This window comes from Pantoea sp. X-Soil-TKNS-1279 (assembly GCF_059730565.1).
In genome coordinates this window covers 114,979-127,933 of sequence record NZ_AP035952.1, presented here as the reverse complement: position 1 = coordinate 127,933, position 12,955 = coordinate 114,979, and the positions used below count along the sequence as shown (strand labels likewise).

The window sequence follows — 12,955 nt, the reverse complement described above, 5'->3', positions numbered from 1 at the left end:
TTTTTGAGACCGGTCTCAACGCAGGTGACTCCGCGAGACGCAGTGATTGTGAGACCGGTCTCAAGGAGTTACAATGAGTTTAAGCACACCCGTTTTTCAGCGTCAATGATCCTGACCTCAACCTGTGATTCGAATTAATTATGACCAAGCAAAAAGTGCGTTCTAAAGCGCCAACCGTGGCAGATGTCGCGCGGGAGGCCAACGTTTCCAAAGCGCAGGCGGCACGGGCGCTGGGGGGCTATGGTGCGGTGAGCGAAGAGGTTCAGATTCGGGTTAACCATGCGGCTGCCGCCCTGGGTTATCGCCCCAATGAGCTGGCGCGCAGCATGAACACCGGACGTTCCAACACTATCGGGGTGATCGTCGGGGATATTGAAAACCCGCACTTTGGTGTGGCGCTGCGTGGTATGGCGGATGTGACCCGTCAGGCCGGTTATCAGTTGTTGTTAAGTAACAGCGATGAAAAATGGCAGGCGGAACAGGATGCGGTCCGGGTGATGCTGGAAAAGCAGGTAGATGGCATCATCGTCACACCGTGCTGCTCAGAACGGGAGAAAAACGGCCATCTGATGCAGGTACAGGCGGAAGGGCGGGCGCTCAAATTATTTGATCGCGCGGTTATCGGTATGGATGTGGAGGCGATATGCTGTGATTTTACCGCCGTTGCGCAACAGGCTACTCACCAATTGATTGCGGCGGGACACCGTGAGGTGGTGTATGTCACCAGCATGACGCTTGAGCACGATTTTCAGCAACTCAGCGACTTTGGTTTGACCCCGGTAGCACAGCGCGTTGATGGCATGATGCGCGCGTTTGCGGCTGCCGGACATCCCTTCGATCCCGGCATGGTGCAGGTGAATGCCGGGAGTGACGAACAGATCCAGCAGATCGTAGCGCGCCTGTGGCAACGCCCACGTCCACCCACCGCACTGATCGCCTCCGATAGCGTGGTGGCGATGTCACTGCTGCGCGAGCTGACACGGCGTGGCTTGCGTATCCCGGAGCACCTGTCGTTTGTTATGTATGACAACTTCCCCTGGAGCGAAATTATCTCCCCGCCACTGACCGTGGTGGCGCAGCCGGTATACGAAATGGGGCGCGAAGCCGCGCGCCGGTTGATCGCGGAAATTCGTGGCGAGATGCTGGAACCCTTACCCATGTTTAGTGCGGAGCTGATTGATCGCATGTCTATTGGGGCACCCCGTAGATTGCCGTAGCGGCGCGATTTCTCGCACTCTTTTGTCGCAGCTTAAACCGCGCTGCTACCAGGCCTGGCAACCTTACCTCGCTGTCCGGTAAAATCATCCATAGTTGTAATGAGAACCATTCGCAGCTAGTATCATTACACTTTTCACCTTTTGACATACTTTGACATCATGTTGCCTGCTGCTGAATCGCCCGCTGCGCCTTCTCTCGCGCTGTTCTACGCCACCAATCACCGCTGGCTGAAGCACTGGCTGACGGGCAAGTTGCGTTCGGCTTTTGATGCGGATGATGTCGCTCAGGATACGTTTCTACGGGTGATGTCCGGGCATCATCTGTCTGATATTCGTGATGCCAAATCGTTTCTTTGTACGCTCGCCAAACGTGTGATGGTGGATCGCTTCCGCCGTAACGCGCTGGAAAACGCATATCTGGAATTACTCAGCCAGCTCCCTGAAGCGGTCGCCCCCTCACCGGAAGTACAACAAAGCCAGCTGGAAACCCTGCAATTACTGGATCGAATGCTGGATGGACTGGGTTATAAGGCGCGTCAGGCATTTCTGCTGTCCCAGTTGGATAACCTCACCTATGCCGATATTGCCGTGCAGCTTGCCGTGTCAGTCAGTTCGGTAAAGAAATATATGGCGAAAGCCACCGAGCATTGCCTGCTGTTTCGTCTCGAGCAGGGGTTGTGACGTGGCGGCTCCGCTCTCCAGCTCACAACGGGAGGCGCTACGCAGCGCGTCGCACTGGTACGCCGTGCTCAGCGGTGAACGCGTCAGTCCTCAGCAGGAACTGAAATGGCAGCGCTGGGTGGATGCGAATCAGGATAACCAATGGGCGTGGCAGCAGGTGGAAAATCTGCGTCAACAAATGCAGGGCATGCCGGGCGAGGTGGCCAGCAAAGCACTGCGTGATTCGCAGATAACGCGGCGTCATGTGCTGAAGGGGTTGCTGCTGGCGGTCGGCGTGGGTGCCGGATGGCAGTTGTGGCGCAGCGAGTATGCCACCGGATTACGTGCGGATTATCGCACCGCACGGGGTGAGATCCGTCACTACCCGCTGGACGATGGCAGCCTGCTGACGCTCGACACCGCCTCAGCAGTAAATGTCAGTTTTTCGGCCCAGGAACGGCGGATCGATCTGATTGAGGGCACCCTGGCCATCACCACGGGCAAGGATGCGGCACAGCGTCCGCTGCGGGTCTATACCCGTCAGGGGCAGATGACGGCGCTGGGTACGGCCTTCAGCGTGCAGCAACAGCCCGACAGCACGCTGCTGCGCGTTTCACAACATGCGGTGGCGGTGCGCCTCAACCATGATGCAACACAATCCCTCACCGTACAGCAGGGGCAAAGTCTGCACTTCACCGCCGATCGCTTCGGTGCACTGACCCGCGACGTCGAACGTGCCCCGGCGTGGATTAACGGCTGGCTCAGCGTGAGCGATCGTCCTTTGGGGGAAGTGATCGACCAACTGGCGCGTTACCGTCAGGGTATGCTGCGTTGCGATGCGGATGCAGCGCAGTTACGCGTCACCGGTACTTTTCCGTTGCTGAACAGCGACCAGGCGTTACTGGCGCTGGAGCAAACCCTGCCTGTTGTCCTGCATCGCATCACCCGTTATTGGGTGCGGGTCACGCGGCGATAAATTTTTTTGTCCCGTCATTGTCCCTTTTGCCTGCGTCATACGACTTATCTCTGAAGACCACAAAAAATCATAAATTTTGGAGAGGTTATGACTGTTTCTCGTCCTGCTTTGCACCTGCTTCCTGCATTACTTTTCACCTCGGGAATGGTGATGGCGGCCACACCGGCCACCCATCCGTACAACATTGCTGCCGGCCCGTTGGACAGCGCATTAAACCAGTTCGCCTCTGCGGCGGGTATTACGCTGTCGCTGGATGCCACCCTGACACGCGACAAGCACAGCGCGGGCTTGCAGGGCGACTATTCGGTGCAGGATGGCCTGGCGGCCCTGCTGGCCGATTCACAGCTCGAAGCCAGTCCGTTGGGGGGTAACCTGTGGACGGTAAAGCAACGTCCCCATGAACAGAGCCTGACGGTGGTGGGTGACTGGCTGGGTGAAGCACGCGAAAGCGACGTGTTTGAACATCCGGGCGCGCGTGATGTTATCCGTCGCGCAGAGTTCGCTAAAAACGGTGCCACCACCATGCGCGAGGTGCTCAACCGCATTCCCGGTGTCAATGCACCGGAAAACAACGGCACCGGCAGCCATGACCTGGCGCTGAATTTCGGTATTCGCGGTCTGAACCCGCGTCTTGCCAGTCGTTCAACGGTGCTGATGGATGGTATCCCGGTGCCGTTTGCGCCTTATGGTCAGCCGCAACTGTCGCTGGCACCGGTTTCGCTCGGCAATATGGATGCAGTGGATGTGGTGCGCGGCGGCGGTGCGGTGCGTTACGGACCGCAGAGCGTCGGTGGCGTGGTCAACTTTGTGACGCGGGCAATCCCGGCGGATTTTGGTATCGAAGCCGGTGTGGAAGGGCAGCTTAGCCCGACCTCGTCACAAAACAACCCGAAAGAGACGCATAACCTGCTGGTCGGGGGCACCGCCGATAACGGGTTTGGTAGCGCGATTCTCTACTCCGGGACGCGCGGCAGCGACTGGCGGGAACACAGCGCCACCCGCATTGATGATGTGATGCTGAAAAGTCAGTTCAAACCTAACGATGTGCACACCTTCACCAGCCTGCTGCAATATTACGACGGTGAGGCAGATATGCCGGGCGGCCTGAGCCGTGCCGCTTACGACGCCGACCGCTGGCAATCCACCCGTCCGGTCGATCGCTTCTGGGGCCGTCGCCAGCTCGCCAGCCTCGGCTATCAGTTCCAGCCCGATGCGCAGCATAAATTCAATATCCTCGGCTTCTACACCCATACGCTGCGCAGCGGCTATCTGGAACAAGGGACTCGCGTGACGTTGTCACCGCGTGAGTATTGGGTGCGCGGCATCGAACCACGCTATAGCCAGAGCTTTAACCTGGGTCCGACGGCGCACGAAGTGGGTGTGGGCTACCGTTATGTCAGCGAATCTGGCCATGAGATGCGTTACTACGTGCCCACCGCCAGCGGCGAGCTGCCGTCCACCGCCAGTCCTTACGATCGTGATACCCGTTCCGGCACCGAGGCTCATGCCTGGTATCTGGATGACCGTATCGATGTCGGTAACTGGACCATCACGCCGGGAATGCGTTTTGAACATATTGAATCCTTCCAGCGCAACGCGATCAAAGGTACGCGTCAGGACGTGAGTTACAACGCACCGCTGCCTGCGCTGAACGTGCTGTACCACCTCACCGACAGCTGGAACCTGTATGCCAACACCGAAGGATCTTTCGGCACCGTTCAGTACAGCCAGATCGGTAAAGCGGTGGAAAGTGGCAGCGTCGAGCCGGAAAAAGCCCGTACCTGGGAAGTGGGCACCCGTTATGACGATGGTGCGCTGACGGCAGAAGTTGGCCTGTTCCTGATTAATTTCAACAACCAGTATGACTCCAACCAGACTAACGACACCGTTACCGCGCGCGGTAAGACGCGTCATACCGGTCTGGAAAGCCAGGTACGTTACAACCTCGGTGAATTGACGCCCGCGCTGGAAGACGTGTCGGTTTACGCCAGCTACGCGTACGTCAATGCCGAGATCCGCGAAAAAGGCGACACCTATGGCAATCAGGTGCCGTTCTCTCCGCGTCAGAAAGGCACTTTCGGCGTGGATTACCAACCAGGTAACTGGACCTTCAACCTCAACAGCGAATTCCAGTCGAGCCAGTTTGCCGATAACGCCAACACCGTGCAGGAAAGCGCCGATGGCAGCACCGGCCGCATCCCTGGCTTTATGTTGTGGGGCGCGCGCGCCAATTATGCTTTCGGTCCCAGCCTGGCCAACCTTAACCTCGCGGTCGGGGTGAAGAACCTGTTTGATCAGGCATATTTCACCCGTTCCTATGACGACAACAACAAAGGCATTTATGCCGGTCAGCCTCGCACCTTCTATCTGCAAGGTTCACTGAAATTCTGACGGGAGACGTCTCCATGCGCGTTCTTTTATTGCTGCTGGCGTTGATGGGACAGGCCAGCGCGGTGACGGTGCAGGATCAGCACGGTACCTTTACCCTCAACCAGACACCGCAACGGATTGTGGTGCTGGAACTGTCGTTTGCGGATGCGTTGGCGGCGGTGAATATCAGTCCGGTGGGGATTGCCGATGATAACGATCCGCAACGTTTGCTGCCGGAGGTGCGTGAGCACCTCCAGCCCTGGCGATCGGTCGGGCTGCGCGGGCAGCCCAGCCTGGAGGCCATCAGCAGCCTGCACCCGGATCTGATCATCGCCGACAGCAGCCGTCACAGCGGAATTTACACCGCGTTGCAGCGTATCGCCCCGGTGTTGTTGCTTCAGTCGCGCAATGAAACATACGCAGAAAATTTGCAATCCGCCGCCATCATTGGCGAGGTGGTGGGTAAAAAAGCCGAGATGGAAAAACGCCTGGCATTGCACCGGCAACGTATCGCTGAGGCAGCCAAACTGTTACCACAAGGGGCGCGGGTGCTGTTCGGCACGTCGCGGGAAAATCAGTTCACGCTGCATTCGCGCGACAGCTACACCGGCGGGGTGCTGGCTGAGCTGGGGCTGACGGTACCGGATCCGATTAATGGCGCGGCGATGACGCCGATTGGTCTCGAAAACCTGCTGGCCCAGAACCCGGACTGGCTGCTGGTGGCGCACTATCGCCAGGAAAGTATTGTGAAGCGCTGGGAAGCCGATCCGCTGTGGGGGATGTTGAGCGCGGCGCAGCAGCATCATGTGCGTGCCGTCGACAGCAACAGTTGGGCGCGGATGCGTGGCTTGTTCGCCGCGGAAAAAATTGCGCGTGACGCTGTCACCTTATTTGCGCCATGACCCGTTGGATCCTGAGCCTGGCGCTGCTGCTCTGCGCCTTCTGGTTTAGTCTGACCAGCTTCTCGTCCGTGCCGATTGCACCGCAGTCGGCACTGCATGCGTTGTGGCCGGGGCAGTCTGGCAGCATCGGTGAGGGGGTGGTGTTCAATCTGCGCTTGCCGCGTGCGCTGGTGGCGGTGCTGTTGGGTGCGGCGCTGGCACTGGCGGGGGGATTGTTGCAGGCGCTGACCCATAATCCGCTGGCCTCGCCGTCGGTGTTAGGGATCAACAGTGGCGCGGCGTTAGCCATCGCGCTGGTGTCGGCCTTTGCACCGGTGAAGCTGGAGGGCTATCCACTGGCGTTGATTGCTGCCTGCGGCGGCGCACTTAGCTGGCTGTGCGTCACCCTGGCGGCAGGCACACGCGAACGTCAGCGGCTGATCCTCGCCGGTATCGCGTTATCCGCTTTCTGCATGGCAATGACCCGCATTGTGTTGCTGCTGGCGGAAGATCATGCCTGGGGCATTCTGACCTGGTTAGCCGGGGGAATTGGTCATGCGCGCTGGCAGGAGGTGTGGCAATTGTTACCGGTGATGGTGGTGATTATCCCGCTGGTATTGACCCAGACGCGTGCGCTCAACGTGCTGGCTATGGGGGACAGCGCGGCGCACAGCCTCGGCGTCAATATTGGCGTGGTACGCGGTGGGTTGAGTATCGCGCTGCTGCTGTTGGTCGGCGCTTGCGTCAGCGTGGCAGGACCGCTGGGGTTTATTGGCTTGCTGGTGCCACATCTGGCGCGCGCGTGGATCGGGCACGATCTGCGCGTCATGCTACCGATGGCAATGGTGCTGGGGGCCACGCTGCTGCTGTCGGCAGATATCGTGGCGCGCGGGCTGGCATGGCCTGGTGAACTCCCCGCCGGAGTGGTGCTGGCGCTGGTCGGTGCGCCCGGTTTTGTCTGGCTGGCAAGGAGGCAACGCTGATGTCGACACGCTATCTGTTGCCGCTGTTGTTGCTGTTGCTGACGATCAGTGCGGTGGTCAGCCTGAAGCTCGGCGTGCAGTCATTCGCCTGGTCAACGCTGTGGAGCGCCTGGCAAGTGAGCAGCGAGGCGCATTTCGTGGTGATGGAGTACCGTCTGCCTCGTGTGGTACTGGCGTTGCTGGTGGGGGCGGCGCTGGCGGTTTCCGGCGTGCTGATCCAGGGCATCATCCGTAATCCGCTGGCCTCACCGGATATTCTTGGCGTCAATCATGCCGCCAGTCTCGCGTCTTTACTGGCGCTGCTGCTGTTGCCCGCCTTACCGCTGGTGTGGCTACCGCTGATAGCGTTTGTCGGTGGCTGCGCTGCGCTGGTCATGCTGCACTGGCTGACCGGCACTGCCTCGCCGCTGCGGCTGGCGGTGGTGGGGGTGGCGCTTGCCGCCTGCTTTGCCAGCGTCACCGATTATCTGTTGTTATCACGGCCACAGGATGTCAACACCGCGCTACTGTGGCTGACCGGCAGCCTGTGGGGGCGCGACTGGCAGATGGTGCTGCTGGCGTTACCGTTGCCGGTGTTGCTGCTGATGAGTCTGGCGTTCTGCCGCGATCTCGACCTGCTGGCGCTGGGGGATGAGCGTGCGGCGACCCTTGGCGTGTCGTTACACCCTTTTCAACGCGGCGTGTTGCTGGTTGGCGTCGCACTGGCGGCGCTGGCAGTCGCGGTGTGTGGACCGATCAGCTTTATCAGCCTGGTGGTGCCGCATCTGGTGCGCCGTCTGGTAGGGGGACGCCATGCCCGCCTGCTGCCGTTTTCCGCGTTACTGGGCGCACTGGTGTTGCTGCTGGCCGATGTGCTGGCACGCACCCTGTCGCCACCGATGGAGCTGCCAGCCGGTGTGATCACCGCATTAATCGGCGCTCCGTGGTTCTTCTGGCTGTTAATCAGGACACGATAGATGCAACTGAGGGTTGAGAATCTGACTGCGGGCTACGCGGGCAAGCGCGTTTTGCAGGATGTCAGCGTCAACTTTGCCGTCGGGCAAGTCACTGCGCTGCTGGGGCCGAATGGCTGTGGTAAGTCGACATTATTAAAATCGCTGGCGCGTTTGTTGGTCCCCAGCCAGGGACAGGTGTTGATTGGAGATCAACCCCTGGCGCGCTTTTCCGCGCGGCAACTGGCACGGTATCTGGCATTGCTGCCACAACAGCATCTGACGCCAGAAGGGGTTAGCGTAGCCGAGTTAGTGGCTTATGGTCGCCATCCCTGGTTGCCGTTATGGGGGCGGTTATCGGCACAGGATAAGGCGCAGGTGCAGGTCGCGATGGAGCGGATGGGGGTGGATCATCTGGCGCCGCAGCGGGTCAGCGATTTATCCGGTGGGCAACGCCAGCGGGTGTTCCTGGCGATGTTGTTAGCGCAGGATACGCCAATTGTGCTGCTGGATGAGCCAACCACCTGGCTGGATATCAATCATCAGATCGAACTGATGAAACTGATGGGAGAATTAAAGGCACAGGGCAAAACGGTGGTCACGGTGCTGCATGACCTTAATCAGGCCAGCCGCTATTGCGACCAGTTGGTGCTGTTGGCACAAGGTGCGCTGGTCACCCAGGGAACGCCGGCGCAGGTACTCCAGCCTGGGATCCTCAAGCGTGTGTTCCAGGTAGATGTAGCAGTGGTGCCCGAACCTCTCAGCGGCGCGTTAATGTGCGTTCATCATGATAATTAGCATGATCACGATAACCGCACTAATTATCAATACTGAAACGATAACTATGGTTATTATCACCTCCATCGAAGGCACACTGCCTTCCACACAAACAAATGAAGGAATAAGACCATGAAAACCATCAAAGCAATGTCAATCGCCGCTGTCGCCGCTTTTTCTATGATGTCATTTGCCAGCTTCGCGCAGAGCGTTTCTGTCACCGCCGATACCCTGGACGGTGCTGAAGCGCAAATCGCTGCTCAGGCAGCACAGCATGGTGATCAGTACAAAATTACTGAAGCCAACACCAATAACCGCGTTCATATGACCGCAGAGTTGTACAAATAATAAACGCGATAAATCGCGTCGCTACGAATTTCATACCATGTAGCGGCGCGATTGATCGCGCGGTTTGTTTTAAAAAAATCCGGAAACGCCATGTTCCCGGATTTTATTATCAGTAAAGCATCAGAACTGATAGACAAGGCCCACGGCAACAACATCGTCGGTGCTGATCCCGGCGGATTCAGTGAACTCGCTGCTGTCGATCAGGTTGATCTTGTAATCAACATAAGCGTTCATGTTCTTGTTGAAATTATAGGTCGCACCGATGTCGATAAATTTAACCAGATCCTGGCTGCCATAGGTGTTGCCATCGCCGGAAGCACCAAGGTCTTTGGCACGGGTCTGGTTATATCCCACAAACGGCACCAGACCGAAGTCGAAGGTGTAGCCCGCATAGGCTTCGAACAGGTCAGACTGGTTGGCATAACCGTAAGCACCGCCTGAGCTGGAGCCGAAACGTGAGGCGTTGTAGGCTTTGGTGTACATAAAGGCCAGGTAGATGTTGTTCGCATCGTATTTCAACGCCGTGGTGTAGGCTTCTGCGCGGGTACCGTGGCCCATAATGCCGCTGGTCACGCTGTTTTGCTCGTTGGTACGGTCGGCACTCATGAACGCACCGGCCAGACTGAAGCCTGCGCCAATGTCATAAGATGCTGACATGCCGTAACCGTCACCATTCTGACGCAGCACATCACGCACGCCCGGCTCGCCGCCGCCGTCGTTTTTGCCCTGATATTGCAGCGCGAACTTCAGACCATCCACCAGACCGAAGAAGTTGGTGTTGCGATAGGTCGCCATACCATTGCCACGGTTGAACAGGAAGGTGTCTGAGTTATAGGTCATGCCGTCGAACTCAGGCTGCATATCGGTGTAGCTCAGAGCATCGTACATCACGCCAGAGTTACGACCGTAATCGAACGAACCGTAGTCGCCATATTTAACACCGGCGAAACCTTTACGGGTATACATCGAGTCGGATTCGTTTTCCGCCTGATTCAAATTCCACTGCGCCTGCCAGAATCCGTAACCGGTCAGCTGGTCAGTAATTTGCGTTTCACCACGGAAACCAAAACGCATGTACGATTGGTCACCATTCTGGCTTTGATCGTTGGTGATATAATTTTCACCCACTACCATGCCGTTAATATCTAATTTGTTACCATCTTTGTTATAAACTTCCGCTGCATGTGATGCGTTGGCCATGATCAGGCCTGCCACCACTAAGGATAGCTTTTTAATGTGCTTGCTCATTTTATTCCTCGAAAAAACCACTGCTTGTAATATTTAGTAATGCGGGAACTTATTTCCGCAGTGATGGTATGTAACATTCATTTTCTGCTCAGTAAATCTATGTAAGTAAAATCCGCACAATTAGGTAAAATAGTTCTATTGATGTGCAGTCGATCACGGTTTAGCACAGTTTGGTAAATTAAAACCGCCCGCAGTTGTGTTATTAGTCTAACAAGTCCACACCAATGCCGGGTGTGATGATGGCAATGTGACAGATGAAAAAGATGAAATGGATCGTTACTGGCGCGGAGTCCGGGCTGGGTAAAGAAATTGTTGTGCAGTTATTGCAGAATGGATGCTATGTCTCTGCTATTGTTGAAGATTATATTAAAGTTGCCGACCTGACGTCCCGGTTCCCAAACCAATTTGTTGGGGTGGAGATCGCTCGAAACGATAGCCGGGGAATCGCCTCATATCTTCAGTCTGTTATTGACGATTTTTCCAGTGTCGATGGAGTGATATTGTGCGACAACACCTTATTAACAAAATCGGTGGAGGATATGTCAGCTGATGAAATTATATCCTCCGTCAGCTTCGGATTAACCAATCCGATCTTACTGATACGTGAAATTATTCCGTACTTCCGATATAAAAATGAGGGCAGGCTCATCCTGGTATCCTCTGCCCATGATAAAAAATCGCCGACAGACAGGGCGGTAAATTATGCTATCAGTAAGGGAGTGGAGAGTCTTTTTTCATCACTAACGCATGATCTTTCCACATTTGGCATCGAAACATCTGTTATTAATTTCAACACAGAAGATTATGTTGCCTCTGTGACAGGAAAAAATAACTGGGCGGCTTATTCGATGGCAGAATGTATTTCGAGTGAAATAACCCCGACTCGCCTGGTGATCTGTTAATCACTCGACGTGCGTTATTATTTTTATGCTAAGTCGGGAAGTGTTCATTATTAATCCAGCGCGCTGATATTGGCGTTGATTTTATCCGCAGTGGCTTTAATCACGTTGGCCGGGATTGCATCGCCCAACGCCTGCGCCGTTTGCACAAACATCGCTGCCACGTCGCTCACCTCTTCAATGATACGATTCAGCGTCTTGCCCGCAATATCTGCGGATGCCGCCGCTTTTAATAAGGCTTTGCGGCTGATATCGCGGCCATAACCCGCCACCGACGTCTGATGCTGGCCGCCTGGCCCCATTTGTAAGGTCAGATCGTAGGCGGGGGAAACCTGCCACTCATCTTGCTGATTCAGGATAAAGGCGAAGTTTTTAGCGTGATCATCCTGGTTGTTCATCAGAACATTGAAAACCATCCGGCGCGCCTGGATTTCCCGTTCCACCCTTGAACGGGTGATCATTCCCGTTGCCTGCAAGATATCGCTGTAGTCGAGACAGGGGAGGCGGAAGTCAGCCTGCAATGCTCCCGCCATACTCAGCACTGGCACATGCATGCCTGCCTGGCGATCAAAACGTTTCACCCCGAAAGCAGATAAACCTTTACCCAAATCAAACCAGTGGCTGTCAGGAAAATTGATGCCAGCCTGCCGTGCCAGCCGGGCATACACCTCCTCCAGCGCACACACCCATACCCCTTCCTGAGCCGCGGGGAACTTTATCAGCCAGGGATGGCTACCCGCAAAGGGTTGTGCGGCAATACGGCCAGTTGCGGCATCGAACTCTACCAGTACCTTGGGACGCGCGCCGTGTGGTGAACCACCCAGCCTCACCAGCTCTGGCAGTACTTCTGAGTCCTGGCCGGCGACTTCAATCTGGATCTGCCCGGCCAGGACGATCAGGTCATCAATATGCTGATGCGGGTTGTCCTGCTCGGGCATATCGAGCAGCGGTCGATAGGTGAGGGCACCCATCGTGTTATCACCTAACATTGCCAGTCGATCCAACACCGACAAGGCTGCTGGTTCGATATCATTACGCCGTAACAGACGATCCATCAGTAACCGACCCCAGCCATCGGGTAATGAGTCGGCAATAAAACCGGGAATACCCTCCTGATGTCGTTCAAAGTCGGCATAAGTGGTGCTGACCGGCGGATGCAGCAGCGGTGACAATTCAAGGCCGCGTTCGATACCCTCTGGTGAGTATTCAAACAACCACTGGCCGCGATCCCTGCCTGCCGCCAGAATGCCCAGTGGGAAGTGTTCACCCCAGCCCTGGTAGATAATTTCCAGTCGCTGAAGGGGGTGATAGTTCTTGATCATTGGCCTTTCCCCTTACGTTGGGTCGCACGTTGTCGGCCAGGCTGCTTCAGGGCTTCAACCTGCGCGATACTCAGCGCCGGTGGAGTAAACAGCCCGGTCAGCTCTTTTTCCAGTCGCAGGGCAAACACCACTTTCATAAAATTTTCCAGCGTGGCTTTACCGTCGTTTTCGAGGTTCTTCAGGGCGGAAACCGAGATCCCGGCTTTCGCCGCCAGATCCTTTTGCAGCAGATTGCGGCGCAGGCGGTGATCTTTCAACCGCTGCCCTAATTCAGATAGCAATCGGGCTTCAGAGTAGAGATTAAGGGACATATATAAAGCTCCTGATGCCAAATTTTATGCA

Annotated in this window: 13 protein-coding genes; 10 read left to right on the top strand and 3 right to left on the bottom strand. The window is 56.4% G+C overall.

The features are described from left to right. Positions 1-140: 140 nt before the first annotated feature. The 9 genes from AC6I8N_RS26395 (at position 141) to AC6I8N_RS26355 (ending at position 9,144) form a co-directional block, all read left to right on the top strand. Complete coding sequence (locus AC6I8N_RS26395; RefSeq protein WP_497831563.1) at positions 141-1,217, top strand: LacI family DNA-binding transcriptional regulator; 1,077 nt, start codon at positions 141-143, stop codon at positions 1,215-1,217. 159 nt (positions 1,218-1,376) lie between these two features. Next, the gene (gene fecI, locus AC6I8N_RS26390; protein ID WP_497831562.1) at positions 1,377-1,898 is read left to right on the top strand and encodes a ferric citrate uptake sigma factor FecI; all 522 of its coding nucleotides are present in this window, start codon (positions 1,377-1,379) and stop codon (positions 1,896-1,898) included. A 1-nt stretch (position 1,899) separates the two neighbouring features. Beyond that, positions 1,900-2,853, top strand: coding sequence for a ferric citrate uptake sigma factor regulator FecR (gene fecR, locus AC6I8N_RS26385; RefSeq protein WP_497831561.1), 954 nt, complete (start codon positions 1,900-1,902; stop codon positions 2,851-2,853). An 87-nt stretch (positions 2,854-2,940) separates the two neighbouring features. Further along, on the top strand, positions 2,941-5,244 hold the full coding sequence (fecA, locus tag AC6I8N_RS26380; protein WP_497831560.1) for a TonB-dependent Fe(3+) dicitrate receptor FecA: 2,304 nt from the start codon (positions 2,941-2,943) through the stop codon (positions 5,242-5,244). Positions 5,245-5,258: 14 nt separating this feature from the next. Next, entirely contained in the window at positions 5,259-6,125 is an 867-nt protein-coding gene (locus AC6I8N_RS26375) for a Fe(3+) dicitrate ABC transporter substrate-binding protein (RefSeq protein ID WP_497831559.1), read from the top strand. After that, positions 6,122-7,087: an iron-dicitrate ABC transporter permease FecC gene (gene fecC / locus AC6I8N_RS26370; protein ID WP_497831558.1), complete on the top strand. Its 966-nt coding sequence runs from the start codon at positions 6,122-6,124 to the stop codon at positions 7,085-7,087. Before AC6I8N_RS26375 ends, fecC begins: the two co-directional genes overlap by 4 nt. Beyond that, positions 7,087-8,043 carry a Fe(3+) dicitrate ABC transporter permease subunit FecD gene (fecD, locus tag AC6I8N_RS26365; protein ID WP_497831557.1) on the top strand — a complete coding sequence of 319 codons (957 nt, stop codon included), beginning with the start codon at positions 7,087-7,089 and terminating at the stop codon, positions 8,041-8,043. Before fecC ends, fecD begins: the two co-directional genes overlap by 1 nt. Continuing rightward, a complete protein-coding gene (fecE, locus tag AC6I8N_RS26360) occupies positions 8,044-8,817 on the top strand; it encodes a Fe(3+) dicitrate ABC transporter ATP-binding protein FecE (RefSeq protein ID WP_497831556.1) in 774 nt (257 codons plus the stop codon). A gap of 111 nt (positions 8,818-8,928) precedes the next feature. Beyond that, positions 8,929-9,144, top strand: coding sequence for a YdgH/BhsA/McbA-like domain containing protein (locus tag AC6I8N_RS26355; protein ID WP_208726847.1), 216 nt, complete (start codon positions 8,929-8,931; stop codon positions 9,142-9,144). A gap of 120 nt (positions 9,145-9,264) precedes the next feature. On the opposite strand, the gene ompC is transcribed toward AC6I8N_RS26355, so the two are convergent. Continuing rightward, on the bottom strand, positions 9,265-10,392 hold the full coding sequence (ompC, locus tag AC6I8N_RS26350; RefSeq protein WP_021185429.1) for a porin OmpC: 1,128 nt from the start codon (positions 10,390-10,392) through the stop codon (positions 9,265-9,267). A gap of 254 nt (positions 10,393-10,646) precedes the next feature. Between ompC and AC6I8N_RS26345 the strand changes: the two genes are divergently transcribed. Then, on the top strand, positions 10,647-11,294 hold the full coding sequence (locus tag AC6I8N_RS26345; RefSeq protein WP_497831555.1) for an SDR family NAD(P)-dependent oxidoreductase: 648 nt from the start codon (positions 10,647-10,649) through the stop codon (positions 11,292-11,294). 50 nt (positions 11,295-11,344) lie between these two features. Here the strand turns inward: AC6I8N_RS26345 and AC6I8N_RS26340 are convergent, their stop codons facing one another. Continuing rightward, positions 11,345-12,613 (bottom strand): type II toxin-antitoxin system HipA family toxin, encoded by a 1,269-nt coding sequence (locus AC6I8N_RS26340; protein WP_497831554.1) that lies wholly within the window; start codon positions 12,611-12,613, stop codon positions 11,345-11,347. Beyond that, a complete protein-coding gene (locus AC6I8N_RS26335) occupies positions 12,610-12,924 on the bottom strand; it encodes a helix-turn-helix domain-containing protein (RefSeq protein WP_208726844.1) in 315 nt (104 codons plus the stop codon). Before AC6I8N_RS26335 ends, AC6I8N_RS26340 begins: the two co-directional genes overlap by 4 nt. Positions 12,925-12,955 lie beyond the last annotated feature (31 nt).